At 72.4% G+C, this 16,392-nt stretch carries 15 protein-coding genes; 6 read left to right on the top strand and 9 right to left on the bottom strand.

Annotation, left to right across the window (positions count from 1 at the left end):
* The first annotated feature begins 6 nt into the window (after positions 1-6).
* Both EXU48_RS01625 and EXU48_RS01620 read left to right on the top strand, forming a co-directional pair.
* Entirely contained in the window at positions 7-480 is a 474-nt protein-coding gene (locus EXU48_RS01625) for a Fur family transcriptional regulator (protein ID WP_133105822.1), read from the top strand.
* A 13-nt stretch (positions 481-493) separates the two neighbouring features.
* Positions 494-2,002 carry a catalase gene (locus EXU48_RS01620; protein ID WP_133105821.1) on the top strand — a complete coding sequence of 503 codons (1,509 nt, stop codon included), beginning with the start codon at positions 494-496 and terminating at the stop codon, positions 2,000-2,002.
* Between the two features lie 207 nt (positions 2,003-2,209).
* On the opposite strand, the gene EXU48_RS01615 is transcribed toward EXU48_RS01620, so the two are convergent.
* On the bottom strand, positions 2,210-2,587 hold the full coding sequence (locus tag EXU48_RS01615) for an ankyrin repeat domain-containing protein (RefSeq protein WP_133105820.1): 378 nt from the start codon (positions 2,585-2,587) through the stop codon (positions 2,210-2,212).
* A 69-nt stretch (positions 2,588-2,656) separates the two neighbouring features.
* On the opposite strand from EXU48_RS01615, the gene EXU48_RS01610 reads away from it, so the two are divergent.
* Both EXU48_RS01610 and EXU48_RS01605 read left to right on the top strand, forming a co-directional pair.
* On the top strand, positions 2,657-3,157 hold the full coding sequence (locus tag EXU48_RS01610; protein ID WP_133105819.1) for an RNA polymerase sigma factor: 501 nt from the start codon (positions 2,657-2,659) through the stop codon (positions 3,155-3,157).
* Positions 3,154-3,780, top strand: coding sequence for a methylated-DNA--[protein]-cysteine S-methyltransferase (locus tag EXU48_RS01605; protein WP_133105818.1), 627 nt, complete (start codon positions 3,154-3,156; stop codon positions 3,778-3,780). Before EXU48_RS01610 ends, EXU48_RS01605 begins: the two co-directional genes overlap by 4 nt.
* Before the next feature lie 13 nt (positions 3,781-3,793).
* Here the strand turns inward: EXU48_RS01605 and EXU48_RS01600 are convergent, their stop codons facing one another.
* The 8 genes from EXU48_RS01600 to EXU48_RS01565 form a co-directional block, all read right to left on the bottom strand.
* A complete protein-coding gene (locus tag EXU48_RS01600) occupies positions 3,794-4,828 on the bottom strand; it encodes a DUF916 domain-containing protein (protein WP_133105817.1) in 1,035 nt (344 codons plus the stop codon).
* A gap of 111 nt (positions 4,829-4,939) precedes the next feature.
* Positions 4,940-6,328 (bottom strand): hypothetical protein, encoded by a 1,389-nt coding sequence (locus EXU48_RS01595; RefSeq protein WP_133105816.1) that lies wholly within the window; start codon positions 6,326-6,328, stop codon positions 4,940-4,942.
* Positions 6,329-6,432: 104 nt separating this feature from the next.
* A complete protein-coding gene (locus EXU48_RS01590) occupies positions 6,433-7,707 on the bottom strand; it encodes a hypothetical protein (protein WP_133105815.1) in 1,275 nt (424 codons plus the stop codon).
* Positions 7,704-8,993, bottom strand: a complete 1,290-nt coding sequence (locus tag EXU48_RS01585) for a hypothetical protein (protein ID WP_133105814.1) — start codon at positions 8,991-8,993, stop codon at positions 7,704-7,706. The genes EXU48_RS01590 and EXU48_RS01585 overlap by 4 nt, the downstream gene beginning before the upstream one ends.
* Complete coding sequence (locus EXU48_RS01580; RefSeq protein WP_235856777.1) at positions 8,990-9,967, bottom strand: heme ABC transporter ATP-binding protein; 978 nt, start codon at positions 9,965-9,967, stop codon at positions 8,990-8,992. Before EXU48_RS01580 ends, EXU48_RS01585 begins: the two co-directional genes overlap by 4 nt.
* Positions 9,964-11,205 (bottom strand): FecCD family ABC transporter permease, encoded by a 1,242-nt coding sequence (locus EXU48_RS01575; protein ID WP_235856776.1) that lies wholly within the window; start codon positions 11,203-11,205, stop codon positions 9,964-9,966. The genes EXU48_RS01580 and EXU48_RS01575 overlap by 4 nt, the downstream gene beginning before the upstream one ends.
* Complete coding sequence (locus EXU48_RS01570) at positions 11,202-12,341, bottom strand: heme/hemin ABC transporter substrate-binding protein (protein WP_235856775.1); 1,140 nt, start codon at positions 12,339-12,341, stop codon at positions 11,202-11,204. The genes EXU48_RS01575 and EXU48_RS01570 overlap by 4 nt, the downstream gene beginning before the upstream one ends.
* Positions 12,342-12,428: 87 nt before the next feature.
* The gene (locus EXU48_RS01565) at positions 12,429-13,793 is read right to left on the bottom strand and encodes an LssY C-terminal domain-containing protein (RefSeq protein ID WP_133105813.1); all 1,365 of its coding nucleotides are present in this window, start codon (positions 13,791-13,793) and stop codon (positions 12,429-12,431) included.
* Positions 13,794-13,881: 88 nt separating this feature from the next.
* On the opposite strand from EXU48_RS01565, the gene EXU48_RS01560 reads away from it, so the two are divergent.
* Together EXU48_RS01560 and EXU48_RS01555 are read left to right on the top strand one after the other, a co-directional pair.
* Positions 13,882-14,304: an MmcQ/YjbR family DNA-binding protein gene (locus tag EXU48_RS01560; protein WP_207947577.1), complete on the top strand. Its 423-nt coding sequence runs from the start codon at positions 13,882-13,884 to the stop codon at positions 14,302-14,304.
* Between the two features lie 68 nt (positions 14,305-14,372).
* On the top strand, positions 14,373-16,358 hold the full coding sequence (locus EXU48_RS01555) for an ABC1 kinase family protein (protein WP_133105811.1): 1,986 nt from the start codon (positions 14,373-14,375) through the stop codon (positions 16,356-16,358).
* Positions 16,359-16,392 lie beyond the last annotated feature (34 nt).

The raw sequence follows: 16,392 nt of genomic DNA, 5'->3' as shown, positions 1-16,392 counted from the left end.
GCAGGGGTGATCGAGTCCGAGGCCGAAGAGCTCCTGCGGGGGGCGGCGCTGCGCGTGACGCGCCCGCGGGTGACGGTCCTGACCGTGATCCACGAGCATCCGCACTCGGACGCGGCGACGATCATCGGGCTGGTCCGGGAGCGGATCGGCAGTTGCTCGACGCAGGCCGTCTACGACGTCCTCAAGACGCTCGTGGACGCGGACCTGGCCCGACGGATCGACCTGCCGAACTCGTCGGCGCGGTACGAGGGCCTGCGCTGGGACGACCACCAGCACGCGGTCTGCCGGCGCTGCGGCTCGCTCACCGACGTCCACGTCGCACCGAACGCGATCCCGCTCGCCGAACCGCAGGCGCCCGGCTTCGTCATCGACGCCGTCGAGATCACCTACTGGGGCACCTGCCCCGCCTGCCTGTCCGGCGGTGCGGCCGGACCCGCCGACCCGGCGCCGCCGCGCCCAGAGATGTCCCACCACCACTAAGGAGCACCCAGGAATGCCAGAGCAGTACCACGACAACACCCGCCCCCTGACCACCGCGGCGGGTGCCCCCGTCCCGGACAACGAGAACGCCGTGACCGCCGGCCCGCGCGGCCCGATGCTGCTGCAGGACGTCTGGTTCCTCGAGAAGCTGGCGCACTTCAGCCGGGAGGTCATCCCGGAGCGCCGCATGCACGCCAAGGGGTCAGGCGCGTTCGGCACGTTCACGGTCACGCGGGACATCACCCGGTACTCCAGGGCGGCGCTGTTCTCCGAGGTCGGCAAGCAGACCGAGATGTTCGCCCGGTTCTCCACCGTCGCCGGGGAGCGAGGCGCGGCTGACGCCGAGCGGGACATCCGTGGCTTCGCGCTGCGCTTCTACACCGAGGAGGGCAACTGGGACGTGGTCGGGAACAACACCCCGGTGTTCTTCCACCGCGACCCGCACCACTTCCCGGCACTGAACCGGGCCGTCAAGCGTGACCCCCGCACGAACCTGCGCTCCCCCGAGAACAACTGGGACTTCTGGACGAACCTGCCCGAGGCGCTGCACCAGGTCACCATCGTGATGTCCGACCGCGGCATCCCGGACGGGTACCGGCACATGCACGGGTTCGGCTCCCACACGTACTCCTTCATCAACGCCGAGGACGAGCGGTTCTGGGTCAAGTTCCACTTCCGCACCCAGCAGGGCATCAAGAACCTCACCGACGCCGAGGCCGCCAAGCTCGTGGCCGGCGACCGGGAGTCCGCCCAGCGGGACCTGTTCGACGCGATCGAGCGCGACGAGTTCCCGAAGTGGACGTTCTTCATCCAGGTCATGCCCGAGGCGGACGCCAAGGACTACCGGTTCCACCCCTTCGACCTGACCAAGGTCTGGTCGAAGAAGGACTACCCGCTGATCGAGGTCGGCGAGTTCGAGCTCAACCGGAACCCGGAGAACTACTTCGCCGACGTCGAGCAGGCCGCGTTCACACCCAGCAACATGGTGCCCGGCGTGGGCCCGTCCCCGGACCGGATGCTGCAGGGCCGGCTGTTCTCCTACGGTGACGCCGCGCGCTACCGGGTGGGCGTGAACCACCACCAGATCCCGGTGAACTACCCGCGCGGGGCCACGAACGTGAACACCTACCACCGCGACGGGCAGATGCGCGTGGACGGCAACCAGGGCGGCGTGCCCGGGTACACCCCGAACAGCTACGACCGGTTCTCCGACCAGCCCGCCTACCACGAGCCGGCGCTCGCGCTGGAGGGTGCGGCGGACCGATACGAGTACCGCGAGGACGACGTCAACTACTTCGAGCAGCCGGGCGACCTGTTCCGGCAGATGAGCCCGGAACAGCAGTCGGCCCTGTTCGCGAACACGGCCCGTGCGATCGACGGCGCCTCCGAGGCCACCATCGAGCGGCACCTCAACCACTGCGCGCAGGCCGACCCGGCCTACGGCCAGGGTGTCCGGCGCGCGATCGAGGCCCACAAGGCCGGCGCGCTCGGCGACGACGACCGGATCAGCGAGCTGGTCTGATTGCTGTGGGTCGCGGTGGTCGCGGCCCGTCACAAGCGGTCGACGGCGGCCCGGTCACCTCGCGTGGTGGCCGGGCCGTCGTGCTGTGGTCGGTGTCGAGAGTGCTGTGATGGCAGCCGATTCAGCACCCTCACGCGCGGGTCGGGTGCGCGAGAGTGCTGAAGTGGTCGCCACATCAGCACCCTCACCGACCCCTGCGGTGGACCGCTACTCGAGCAGGTGCGCCCGACCGAACAGCTCGGCGGCTGCGCGGGCGCTCGGGGTTCCGGCGTCGAGGTCGGCACCGGCCCCGCGCAGGGCCGCCACGATCTCGTCCTCGCCCTTGAACAGGGCGCCCGCGATCGGTGACTGGTCCCGGCCGTTGCGCAGGTCGATGTCGGCGCCGCGCTCGATGAGTGCGGCGACCGTCGACCCCCGGCCGTGATAGGCGGCCAGCATCAGGGCGGTGTTGCCCTCGGGGTCGCGGACGTCGACGTCGAGACCGTGGTCGAAGAACTCCAGGAGTTCCTCCGTGCTGCCGGCACGGGCCAGGTCCATGACGATGGCGATCACCGCGTTCGTGTCGGCTTCGGAGAGCGGATCCATGCTCGGATCCTAGGCTTGCCTCGCCGACCTCACATTCCGCCCCGACCGCGCGTCTACCTGGTGATGACGATGAAACAGCCCTTCGAACAAGCGGTACAGCGCCACGGCGCGACCGTCCTGCGGGTCTGTCGCGCGGTCCTCGGCCCCGGCCCGGACGCCGACGACGCCTGGTCCGAGACGTTCCTCGCCGCCCTGCGGGAATGGCCGGACCTCCCGGCCACCACCAACGTGGAGGCCTGGCTGGTCCGGGTCGCGCACCGCAAGGCGATCGACGTCACCCGGACCCGGGCCCGCCAGGCGATCCCCGCCGCCGAGATGCCGGAGCGGACCTCGACGCTCGGCGTCCCGGGCGAGGCGGACCCGGACATCTGGACCGCCGTCGCCGCGCTGCCCGAGCGGCAACGCCTCGCCGTCGCCTACCACTACCTCGGCGGCCTGCCCCACACCCAGACCGCCGAACTGATCGGTGGCACCCCCGCGGCCGTGCGCCGCGCCGCCGCCGATGGACTGCACGCGCTGCGCCGCAGTCGGCACCTGACCGGCCCCGCCCAGGAGGGACTCACCCGATGAACCCGAACACCATCGCACGTTCCGGCGAACCCGCCGACCTGATCGCCGGCACCACCCCGGACCGGGACACGCTGGACCGGCTGCACCAGCGCCTCGTGGAGACCGCCGGCCGGGAAGGCCTCGTCGACGTCGCCTACACCGAGGTCGACTCCCCGGTCGGGAGGCTGCTGCTCGCCACCACCGACGTCGGACTCGTGCGCCTCGCCTACGATCGCGAGGGCTTCGAGGAGGTCCTCGGCGGGCTCGCCGCCGGCATCGGGCCACGGGTCCTGCGCGCCCCGGCCCGGCTGGCGCCCGCGGCCCGGCAGCTCGAGGAGTACTTCGCAGGGAAGCGCACCGCGTTCGACCTCGCCCTGGACCGCCGGCTGTCCCATGGCTTCCGTGGCCTGGTCCAGCGGCACCTGCCGGACATCTCCTACGGACACACGGAGTCCTACCGCGAGGTCGCGCTCCGGGTCGGCAACCCCGGAGCCGTCCGGGCCGTCGGTTCGGCCTGTGCGACGAACCCACTGCCGGTCGTCGTCCCGTGCCACCGGGTCCTGCGCGCGGACGGCTCGCTCGGCGGCTACGTGGGCGGTCCGGACGCGAAGGCGGCGCTCCTCCGGCTGGAGCGGGCCGCCTGACCGGCGCGGTGGGTCAGCGCGTCCTCTCGCGACGGCCGCGACGCACCCCGATCACCACCGCCCCGGCGACGATCAGGAGCAGCACCGCCAGCCATCCCCACGGAATGGCCCAGGCGCCGGCGGTGGCGCCCACCTCGGCGCCGATCGCGCCGTCGACCGCCTCGGGCGTGAGGACCAGGTCCACACCGACCCGGATCACCGGCCAACCGCTCAGGACCACCGATCGCTCCACGGTGGAACCCGGCATGATCTCCTCGACGGTTCCCGTCACGGTGGAGCCGCCAGGGCCGCCGAGCGTGACGGACTCATGGGCCAGGGTGCGCACGTTGCCGACGTTCGTGACCGTGTAGGTCAGGACGGTCGGCACGGGCGTGACCGGATTGATCGCGATGTCCTGGCTCAGCTGCACGTTCGAGATCTCGAGCCCCACGTTCTGTTCGCCGGCGACCCGCACGTGCAGCCTGGAGCCGAGGCGTCGATCCAGCCGCACGGTGCCACCGTCAGCCGCGGAGGTGTAGGCCGCGACGATGCCGCCGGGGTGGTCGCCGGGGCTTGCGTCGACCGGCACCCTCAGGGTGAAGGGCACCTCGACGCTCTCGCCCGCTCCGAGGGTGATCTCACTGGTGTCGAGGGTGACCCAGGAGCCGAGGTCCGCCGGCACCACGTCGGCCGGTCGGAGGTCGAGGTGTCCCTGCGGGGTCGTGTAGCCGTCCGCGGCGTAGATGGTCAGCGGAAGTTCGCCCGTCCCGAGGTTGGTGACCACGAATGCGTCGGCGATGACATCGCCCGGGCTCACCGCGTAGGTGAAGTTGGGGCGGGCGGCGCCCCGGTCGTTGTCCGCCGGAGCCACGCTCCAGGTCAGCTCATCGGTTGCGACCTCCGCGGCCGCCGGTACCTGACCGCCACCGTTGAAGCCCACCAGCAGTGCGAGCGCGAGGCCCCACAGCACCCGCCGAAGGCGGCCCGACACGGCGGCCGTGGCGACATCGGGGGGTCGCACGCGCGCCGTCGGGGGCGCCTGGCCGGAACGTGCCGTGGCGCTGTCCATGTCGTTCCCTTCCGGCCGCGGGGGCGACCGCCGGTGACCCCGGCCGAGGGAGCGCTGGGCTCCGCCGACCGGGGTCGCCGTACTGCTCGGAGGATGCTGGACCGGTGCTGCTCAGCCCAGCGCGGTGAGGGTCAGGGTCGAGGTGTACGCCCCGGCCGGGGTGTCCGCGGGGGCGAGCAGCGCGAGCTGCGCGTCCACCGTGACCGTGCCGAGCGCGTGACCCGCCGAGCCGGAGACCAGGGTCTGGGTGCTGCCCAGGCCCGGGTTGCCGGCGGCCACCGCGGCGCCGGGCTGCACGCCCGCGAGCTCACCGGTCAGGGCCGGGGTCCAGCCGAGCGCGCCACCCGCGAAGCTGTTCGACCCGGACCCGAAGGCGCCGGCCACACCGGAGATCGAGAACTGCTGGCCACCCTCACGGGTGTCCTCGATCTCGATCGAGTGCAGGTTGCCGTTGGCGGCGAACCCGCTCGCGTTCGCGGTGGCCGTGCCCAGGCTCACGGCGCCGCTGCCCTGGATGGTCCAGGAGAACACCCCTGGCTCGGGCTCGACCGGCTCCTCGGGCACGATCACCTCGATCGGCACGTCGCCGTCACCGGGCTCGCCCTCGTCATTCACGGTCCAGGTCACCGCGACCGGCGCGGCCGGCTTCTTCGGGTCGGCCGAACCGCCCGAGGAGTACCAGTAGGAGGATTGCCCGGTCGCATACTGGAAGGTCACGTACGACTGCGGGAACGATCCCCAGTTCGCGCCGGTCCGGACCTGCGGGCTGACGCCCTCGCCCGGGTCCACCTCGATGCCGAGGTACTCCGGCGTCGCGGTGAAGCCGTCGGCGTCGACGCTCAGCCCGGTGAACGTCGCGAGCTCGATCACCGTCGGCGTGATTTCCTCCCACAGGGTCGGGTCCTCCATGGAGGCTCCCCAGCCCGACCCGGTGCCGGTGAGGGTACCGGTCCCGTCCGCGGCCACCGTGAGGGTGGGGTCGCTGACGGTCCAGTAGGTCAGGCCACCGTAGAACACAACGGTGTAGTCACCGTCCCACGAGATCTCCGCGGTGCCGGCCTCGGTGTCCACGGTGCCGGTTCCTGCGGACAGGACCACCTGGGCGCCGGTGGTGCTGCCGGCACCGGTGCCCACGGCCGCGCCGCTGGCGTTCTGGCACTTCGTGGCCCAGGTGGGCTGGACCCAGCCGCCGGCGGCGGTCGGCTTCTCGATCGCGACATTACCGACCTCGGTCTGGTAGAAGCCGTCGGCCTCGGTCCAGACCCGACTGCTGCCGGTGTTGCCGGCAGACCCGGCGACGAGGAAGTTGCAGCCGCCGAAATAGGCGCCACCGCCGGCCTCCTCGCTCATGGCCCAGCGCAGGGTGACGTCGTCGACCTCGGTCGCTGTGGCCTGGGCAGGTGCCGCGATCGCGACTCCCGCCGAAAGTGCGACCGCCAGGGCCCCCAGCCCGGCCAGGACGCGACGGCCGGACGACCCGGCCGCGGATGTGCTGTGCATGTGATGCCTCTCCTATCGTGGGGAAAGATACTAAATCAGGCAAGCCTTACCTTAGTTAGGTTGACCTTGCTAAATCTAGTGCGCCTTGCGTTGCGGTTACCGACTCAGCGGGAGATCAGCCACGGCAGGATGAGCCAGCCCTTGCGGAAGCCGACCAGGGCGGCCCCGGAGAGGGCGAACACGCCGGTCAGCGCCCAGGCGAGCTGCTCGGCCGGGTCCATGCCGGGCAGATACCCGCCGTCCGGGATCAGTCCCGCCGACGGGAGCAGGGTGTCCGGCGCGAACGCGGCGGTCTGGAGGAACGGCGGGTCCGGATCGGTCACCAGCGGCGCGAGGGGTGTGGGCGCCACGACCGACGGCGTCCGGCCGCCGCCGCCGCCCGTCCCGCTCCCGAGTCCGGTGCCGCCACCGGTTCCCGCGCCCGGGCCGAGGCCCGTCGGCGGGTCGACGAGCGTGGGTGGCGGCACGGTGACCGGGTGCTGCGCGTCGTACGAGACGTAGACGGCGGTAGCCGGCTTGGCGCGATCGCGCAGGCCACCGGAGGAGTACCAGTAGGAAGCCTGCCCGGTCCGGAACTGGAAGTCGATGAAGGACTGGGGGAACGAGCCCCAGGCCTCGCCCGTGCGCACCTGCTCGGTGGCGCCCGCCGGCAGGCTCACCGTGACCCCGGTGTACGCGGGCAGTCCGGCGAACCCGTTTTCGGCCTCCAGGTCGACGGCGCCGAGGTCCGCGAGCACGATCTGGCGCTCCGGCAGCGCGACCCAGGTCGAGGTGTTCTCCATCGAGGCCCCGAACCCGCCCGCGGTGGCCGTCAGCGTGCCGATGCCGTCGACCACCGTGAGGACCGGGTCGGATGCCCACCAGTACGTCATCCCCCCGTAGAAGACCACGGTGAACGAGCCGTCCCAGCGGACGGTCGCCGTGCCCGCGTCGGGGTCCATCTCACCGGTGCCGCCGTCGATGACCACCTGCTGGCCACTGGAGTTGAACCCGGTGGAGCCGAGCCGGTTGCCGGCCGGGTCCAGGCAGCGCTCGTCCCAGGTGGCCTCCCGGTAGGTGGCGCCGGCTTCGGACCCGACGGGTCGCTCGATCGTGACGTTCCCGTCCGACGAGGCGTAGTACGGGTTGTCGTTCGACCAGACGTGGGAGCTCCCGGCGTCCCCGGCGATGCCCGCCGAGAGGAAGTTGCATCCGCCGAAGAACGCACCGCTGCCGACCTCGCCGTTCAGGCCCCAGCGCAGCTGTGCGTCGCTGAGCGTGACCGGTCCCGCGGAACCGGGGATGGTCACGGTGACGTTGACGTCGTCGGCCTGCGCGGGAGCGGCCGCGAACGCGAGGGCGGCGGTCAGCGCGAGGGCCGCGAGGAGGCGCCGCTTCATACGCCCACCTCACGGCGGCTGTTGGTCCGGCCCGCCGGCGCCAGGACGGAAGTCTCGTCGGTCCGGCTGACCGCGGCGGTGCTCGTGCCACCGGCCCCGGGCGCCGGGCCCATCGGCACCTCGCTCCCCGAACCGGCGACCGGCGCCGCCGCGGCGGCACCGCGCTTGCGGCGTCGGCGCCGCACCAGGGCCGCGATCAGGGAGGACAGGATGAGCGCCAGGAGTACCGCCCCGACGATCACGACCGCGAGGAACGCCCAGGACAGTCCCGGCGGCCCCTGCGCGAGCGGTGGCGCGGCGTTCGGATCTGGCATGACGGTCAGCGTGATCTCGGGCGCCTGCCCGGACCCGGCGCCGGACATCCGCAGCACGTGGCTGCCGAGCCGGATGTCCGTAGGCAGGGCCAGCGTCCCGGCGACCTCGCCGAACTGGCCGGCGGTATAGGGACCGGCCGCGGCGAGACCTCCGGCGAGGGTCACCAGGACCTGCTCACCCGGTGTGAAGCCCTGCCCGGTGAAGCCGACCACCCGGCCCTGCACCACAGCCGTCTGGTCCACTCCGATCGTGGCCGGGCCGGTGGTGACCGTGGTCTCGTCGGCCCCCGCCACCGGAGTCTCGGTGTCGGTGACGCCGGCCGCCGTCGGTTCGGTCGCCGCGTCCGTACCGCCCGTGCCGCTCGTGCCCGGTGAACCCGAGGTGTCGATGAACGTCACGGGCGTGAAGGACTCATTGTTCGCATTGACCACGCCGTGCGCGCCGACGGTGATGATGCCACAACCGACCTCCCGGCAGTCCACGTTCGCGGCGTTGCCGTCGCGGTCCTGGGCGGTGAAGGTTGGCCCCGGGATGACCATCGAGAGCGAGAAGGTGCCGTCCGCGGCGAGCAGGCCCCCGTTCGCGGCGGAATCCGTGCTGGAGCCGGGGAACGAGACGAACCGCTGGTAGCCGTCGTTGTCCATGGCCTCGGTGTCAGGCACGTACAGGTAGGTGTCACCCGTGTGTCCACCCTCGCTGGGGCGCCAGGACCCGCCACCAGGGTCCGAGACCCACCCGAACAGCACATAGACGCCGCCGAAGCCGTTCTGGACGGACTGGAAGCCGGACCCGGTCACCGAGACCGTCGTGGGCCCGGTCAGCGACACCTGGGCGGCGCCGAGGTCGCTGTCGATGGTGACGTTCCCGGCCGCGGCCGCCGGGGCGGCGGTCAGCACGGATGCCGCGCACAGGGCGACCGCCGCTGCGGTGGCGGCGAGCACGGTGCGCCACCGGTCGTTCGTCGCGTTCATGACTCCTCCTTCTGCGGGCTGCGCCGATCGCGCAGGGGCAGGACCACGAGCGCGCCGGAGTCCCCGTGCTCGACGACGGCGATCGGGTACCGATAGACCTCGGTCAGCAGGTCCGCGGTGAGCACCACACGCGGGGGCCCGTCCGCGCGGACCCGCCCGTCGGCGAGCAGGACGATCCGGTCCGCGTACGCGGCGGCGAGCGTGAGATCGTGCAGCACGACCACCACCCCGACCCCGGCGACGGCCCGCTCGCGAACCTCGGCGAGCAGGCGCTCCTGGTGCCGGATGTCCAGGGCGGCCGTCGGTTCGTCGAGCATGAGTACGGCCGTCTCCTGCCCGACGGCGCGAGCGAACGCCGTGCGCGCCTTCTCACCGCCGGAGAGGGTCGGGAACAGGCGCCCGGCCAGGTGCTCGACCTCGCTCGTCCGCAGGGCATCCGCGACCACCGCGTCGTCATCGTCGGCGAACCGGGTCCCCCGCCACGGCGCCCGACCCATCCGGACCACCTCCTCGGCGCGGAACGCGAACGAGAGCCGAGCCTCCTGGACCTGCACGGCCCGGGCCCGGGCACGCTCGGCCACCGGCACCGTGCGCAGGTCGTGCTCGCCGAGCAGCACCCGGCCCTGTTCGGGGTCGAGGTCGCCCGCGAGTGCGGCGAGCAGGGTGGACTTGCCCGCGCCGTTGGGCCCCACCAGGGCCACGACCTCACCGGCGTGCACCCGCAGGTCCACGTCGACCAGGACCGGCCGCCCCCCAAGGCGCAGGCCGAGCCCTTCGCAGCCGATCAGTGCGGCACCGGGCTCCGGTGCGTCCCACGGATACGGGCCGGCCGGCGCCCTCGCACCGGCGTCGGGCAGCCCGGGATCGGGCCGGGTCAGCGCCGCCGGGGCCGCGTCCGGCAGAGCGACATCGGGCCGCCCGGCCCCCGCCGGGCCGGCGGACGTGCCCGGGTCCCGCACCACCGGCGCGCTCACGACCAACCCCCCGCGCCGCGTCGGGTCCGGCGGATCAGGTAGAAGAAGAACGGTCCGCCGACGAGCGCGGTGAGCATGCCGATCGGTAGGTCCGCGTAGGGCACCACCGTGCGGGCGGCGAGGTCAGCTGCGAGCAGTAGCACGGCGCCACCGAGCGCGCTGGCGGGCAGCAGCGCGGCATGTCCGGGGCCCACGAGCATCCGGATCAGGTGCGGCACCACGAGCCCGACGAAGGCGATCACGCCGCAGAACGCCACGGCCGCACTGGTCAGGACGGCGACGCCGACGATGACGACGATCCGGAGCCGCTCGACGTCGACGCCGAGGTGCCGGGCCGGCCGCTCCCCGAGGGCGAGCAGGTCCAGCCGGCGCGCGAACAGCCCGGCGGCGGCCACCCCGAGCACGATCACCGGCGCCGCGACCAGCACGTGCTCCCACCGGGTGCCGTTCAGGCTGCCCAGCTGCCAGAACACGATCTCCTCGCGCGCCGAGGTGTCCCCGAGGAAGGTCAGGAACGCGATGATGGCCCCCGCCACGGCGTTGACGGCCACGCCGGTGAGGACCAGGGTGACCACCTCGGTGCGCCCCTCCTGTCGCGCCGTCGAGTAGGCGACCGCGGTCGTGATCAGCCCACCGATGAAGGCTGCGGCCACAGCGGTCCAGGTGCCGAGGGTGTTCAGGCCGAGCACGATCACGGTGCAGGCGCCCACGGCCGCACCGGAGGACACTCCGATCACGCCGGGCTCGGCGAGCGGGTTCCCGAAGACGCCCTGCATGAGCACGCCCCCGGTGGCCAGCGCTGCCCCGACCAGGGCGGCGAGGAGCAGCCGGGGCATCCGGACCGCCCAGAGCGCGGACTCCGCGTTCGGGTGGGTGGGCCCGGGCAGCACAACCAGACCGAGTCGGCGCAGGATCGAGCCGAGCACCTCGGCCGGGGTGATCCCCATCTGCCCGAGCCCCACGGACAGGATCAGCAGCGCCACGAGCGCGACGGTGAGCGCGGCGAACAGCACCGCCACGCGTCCGGCCCGCGACGGCGCGAGCGGTGCGGCGCGACCTGCCGGAGCGTTCGACGACGCGGCACCAGCGCCCGCCCACTCGGCCGCCGGGCGCGCGCCGGCGCCAGGTTCCGGGTCGGTCCCCACGGGCGAACCGTTGGGGTCCGGGGCCATCACCTCGAGCGTGTCGCCGTCCCCCGGCGCCGCGCGGGCCAGCCGCACGGGTGCGTACGCGGTCATGGGTTGGCCTCGGGTGCGTAGATCGCGACCGCGAGCGCATCGAGCACGTCGGCGGTGTTCGGCCCGAAGGAGAGGATCTGACTGTCGTCCATGTCCACCACGCGGCGGTTCTCACCGGCCGGGGTGTAGGCGAGCGCCGGTACGGCCTCCAGCAGCCCGTCCACACCGTCGACCGACTCCAGGCCTTTGCTCATGACCAGGACGAGGTCCGGCTGCGCGGCGATCAGGCCCTCGTCGGTGAGCGGTCGCATCCCGTCCCACCCGATCTCGGTGGCGACATCGACACCGCCCAGCGCGGCGATCAGCGAGTCGGTCCCGGAACCGGTGCCGAACAGGTAGTAGATCCCGGACTGGCCCCGCACGTACAGGAACGCGATCCGCAGCCGTTCACCCTCGGGTGGCGCCACGGCGGCGATCCGCGCCACCGTGGCCTCGGTGTCGGCGTCGGTGCGTTCGGCCAGTTCGGCGCCCTCGGCAGGCAGCCCGACGGCGTCGGCCACCTGCCGGATGAGCAGTCCGACGCCCTCGAGACTGCGGTGGGAGTCGACCACCACCACGGGGATACCGGCGTCCCGCATCTGCAGGACGACGTCCCAGGGCCCCAGGCTGGTGTCGGTGATGATCAGCGTCGGCGCGAGGTCGAGGATCGCCTCGGCGTTGAGTTCGTGGCCGTTCGCGGTCACCAGCGGCAGGTCGGCGATCTCGGGGTAGGAGGACGAGGTGTCCCGGCCCACGAGATTGTCGCCGAGCCCGAGTTCGAACACGGTGCGCGAGGTGGACCCATAGATGTCCAGCGCGAGGATCCGGCTGACGTCGGTGACCGTGACCGCGGTCCCCTGGGCGTCGGTGACCGTGACCGGCAGCACCGGCTGCGGCTCGTCCGCGATCGGCACGATCGCGGAGTCGGCGAGCACTGCCGAACTCGGCCCGACGTACGCACCGGGATCGGCGAGCGGCTCCACCTCGGCCAGCCGCGCTCCGCCGTCGGCCGCGACACCGGCGCCGCCGGCGCCCCCGGCACACGCGGCCACGAGCGCGAGGACCGCTGCCAGCACGACCAACGGGCGGGCGCCGCGGTTGCGTCCGGTGCGGCCCGGCCGGCCGTCCGAGGAGACCATCGATCGACGTGCACCCACGCGCACCCACCTCCCTGTTCTCAGGAGAGGCTAACCTAAACAAGGCAAGGCTTGCCTAATAGGTTCACGGAGTGACCGGTCTCACACTCAGACGCCGTCGATCGGATGGTTCCGGGCGGGGTTCTTCCCACTCGTGAAGCGCCGCGCCGTCTCCCCCGAGAAGGCGAGGAGCACCAGGATCTCCAGCGAGGACCCGATCAGATTGCTCGAGAGCGCGCTCTCCGGGGCGCCGGTCAGCCACAGCACGGCGTACAGGATGATGCTCACCGCGCTGATCGCCATGGTGACCATCCGGGCCCAGTTGGAGCCGCGGTAGACCAGATAGGAGAGCAGGAGGTAGGCGAGCAGGTAGCTGACGATGACCAGGCGGACGAGCACGAATCCCTGCTCGACGCTGAAGCCGAGATCCATGATCGGGGCGAGGATCCGGAGGTCGCCGATCGACTCGCGGGCCAGGTGCAGCACCCAGCTCAGGGAGAACACCCCGGCCACGACGCGCAGCAGCATCATCAGCAGACCGAGGGCGACGGTCAGCGGCACCGCCCGGCCCTGCTCGGCGTCGCGGCGATCGGAGGCGACGGTCGCCGCGATCTCCGCCGACGCCGGCGGCAGCGCCCGCAGGTCGACGATCGGCAGGTCCCCGTCGGTGCGGATCGCGTCGCCGCCGCCGTTGCGCGCGTGGTACCCCGTGGAGAAGTTCTCGAGGTGCTTCACCCGGATGCCGGCGTTCTCGGCCTCGGGCGCGGTCAGGGTCGCGACGATATGGTCGCGCTCGGCATCGATGTCCGCGTCGATCCGGTGGGTCACCTGCAGCGTGAACAGATTGAGGCCGACGGCGGTGTCATAGGTCCCGGCAGCCAGCCAGTTCGCGCGGTGTCCGCCGGGCAGCCGCCAGCCCTTCGGGCAGGGCCAGAACCGCACGTGGTGGCGCTTGGCGGGGTTCCCCTCGACCTCCTGCTGGTAGGTGAACCGCTGCCGACGCCCGAACAGGTAGAGCGGGCTCACCGGCGCGTCCGGGTAGGACCGGCGCATCAGCGTGGAGACCACCATCCGGCGGCTGCTGGTCAGGTTGATCTCGTCGGCCCGGTGCCACCCGGCGCGGAGCATGGCCTCGTGGATGCGGTCCTCCTTGCCCCGGAATCCGACGTTCACCGGGTCCCCGAGCAAGCCCTCACGGGTCCGGGACCGGCCGATGAAGTAGTCCGGCACGTAGACCTTCGTGAGCAGCGAGTGGATCCGTGGCAGCAGCAGGTAGGTGACGATCAGCCAGAACGGCAGGAACGCCCAGAGGTGGCGCCAGCCGGCCGTGACGAACTGGTGGATCAGGAGGAACGCGAGCCACCCGGCGGCGATGGTCGCGAAGGTGAAGAACACGCGGTCCGCGAACCGGATCGGGTTCTCCTGCACCTCCTCGACGGCCGCATGGGCCCGTTCGCTCAGCGTCCCTCGCATGCTGCAACGGTAACGTGGCGGCGGGACTGCACGAGGGCCCCACGCTGTTGCCGACCCCGCTCTGAGAGGCACCATGGCGCACCCGCAGATGTTCGACGACGATGACCCCTACCTGGCCCGGGTCCGGGCGATCTGTGGCCGGTTCCCCGGGGTCTCCGAGCGGGTCAGCCACGGCCGGCCGACGTTCCGCACCGCGAAGATCTTCGTCACCTACGGAGGTGGCACGAAGGGCCCGGCCGCCACCCGGGTCCGGTACGACCACTCGATCCTGGTGCTGCCGGACGAGGCCGAGCGCCCGGCCCTGGAGCAGGACGAGCGGTACTACCTGCCCGCGTACGAGGGGGCGTACGGCTGGATCGGGCTGGACCTCGCTCGGGGCGGCACCACGGTGGCGCAGGTCGACTGGGACGAGGTGTTCGAGCTGGTGGACGCCTCCTACCGGCTGGTCAGCCCGCCCCGCCTGGTCGCCGAGTGGGACGACCTCGGTCAGGTTCCTCCCTCCTCCGGATGAGTGAGCGGCGCTGCACTCACCCCTGAGAGGTTTGCCGCCGCCCGCCTGTTGCCGGGAGACTCGGGCCCATGATCGACTTCCTGGGGAGCTCACTCACCGTCGTCAGTGTGATCTTCTCCGTGGTCGTCTTCGCACTGTTCGTGCGCAGGCTGCTGGGCGTGCGGATGGGCCTGCTGCGCACGATCGTGGCCGCCTTCATCGCGGGCACCCTGGGCCCGGCGGTGCTCGAGTGGATCCTTCCGGCGCCGGAGGTGGGCCAGGACCCGCTCACGCTGGGTCTGTACGTCGCGCTCCTGTCCGGGTTCGTGGTGATCATGGCGATGGCGATCCTCGTGATCATCGAGGCGCTGGTCCCGGACGGGTCCCTGCCGGGTCCGCTGGAGCTGTGGCGGTCCGGCCGGACCCGGCTGTCCCGCACGCGTCGCTACCTGCACATCCTGAGGGTGCTGGCCAAGCACGGACTGTCCAGGTTCCTGCGGGGACGGGTGCACCGGGGCGTGCGGACCGCCCCGGAGCGGCGCGACCTGGCCCGGTCGCTGCGCCGGGCGCTCGAGGACGGCGGCGTCACCTTCGTCAAGCTCGGGCAGCAGCTCTCGACCCGGCGCGACCTGCTGCCGGTCGAGTTCACGACGGAGCTGGCCGCGTTGCAGGACGACGCGCCGCCGGTGCCCTGGGACCGGGTCCGCCGCGTGCTGGAGTCCGAGCTCGGCCGCGACATCGCGGACGTGTTCGAGTCCATCGACCCCGAGCCCCTGGCCGCCGCGTCGGTGGCGCAGGTCCATGCCGCCCGCTTGTTGGACGGCTCCGAGGTGGTCGTCAAGGCACAGCGGCCCGGCATCAGCACGGAGGTCGAGCGCGACCTGGACATCATCGCCCGGCTGGCCCGCACCCTCGCGGCCCGAACCGAATGGGGCGCGACCTTCGGCCTGCCGGGGCTCGTGGACGGCTTCTCGGACGCCCTCGCCGAGGAACTCGACTTCACGATCGAGTCGGGCAACATGCTCTCGGTCGCGACCGCCCTGCGCGCCGAGGGAACCGCGGGGGTCCGGGTGCCGATCCCGCGGACGGACCTGTGCACACCGCGCGTGCTGGTCATGGAGCGGATGGCCGGCATCCCCCTCGGTGCGGCCGAGGAGCGGCTCGCCGCTCTCGGCGCGGAGCGCCGTCGGGAGGTCGCCGACACCCTCCTGCACGTCGTGATCGAGCAGCTGCTGACCAGTGGCATCTTCCACGTGGACCTGCACCCGGGGAACCTGCTCGTCGAGGCCGACGGCACCCTCGCCATGCTCGACCTGGGCTCCGTGGGCAGGCTCGGATCGGTCACCCGCGCGAACGTCGGCCGGCTCGTCGCCGCGCTCGGCTCCGGCGACTCCCTCGCCGCCACCGACGCGCTCCTGGAACTCGTGGACCGGCCCGAGCACGTCGACGAACGCGGCCTGGAGCAGGAGATCGGCATCATCATCCTGCGGTTCACCACGGCCGGCAGCACCGACGGCGCGGCCGCGTTCGGGGCGCTGTTCCGGCTCGTGGCGACGCAGCGGCTGGGCATCCGACCGGAGGTCGCGGCGGTGTTCCGGGCTGTGGCCACCCTCGAGGGGACGGTCACCAGCATCGATCCCGGGTACGACCTCCTCGGCGCCACCCGGGCCGCGGGAGCGAGCCGGATCGCCCGGGAACTCACTCCGGACGCGGTGCGGGCCAGCGTCACCCACGAGCTCGCCACCGCACTGCCGATCCTGCGACGGCTGCCCCGCCGGGCGGACCGGTTGGCCGACGCCGCCGAGCACGGGCGGCTGTCCCTCGGCGTCAGGCTGCTGGCCGACCCACGGGACCGGCGGTTCGTGACCGGGCTGTGGCACCTGGCGCTGCTGGCGCTCCTGGGAGCGACCGCGGGCCTCATGTCCGTCGTGCTGTTCGCCGTCGGCCCCGGTCCCCTGGTCACTCCGGAGATCGGGGTCTACCACGTGCTCGGGAGCACCCTGCTGTGCATCAGCGTCATTCTCGTGCTCCGGGTGCTGATCGTGATCTTCCGACGGGAGACCGACGAGGGCTGACCGCGGGGCCACCCCTCGGCGGCGCCGCTGCGCG

It is taken from the genome of Occultella glacieicola (genome assembly GCF_004353825.1).
Classification (GTDB): Bacteria; Actinomycetota; Actinomycetes; order Actinomycetales; family Beutenbergiaceae; genus Occultella; species Occultella glacieicola.
The sequence above is the reverse complement of the archived record's forward strand: the minus strand, read 5'-3'. Positions and strand labels throughout refer to the sequence as shown.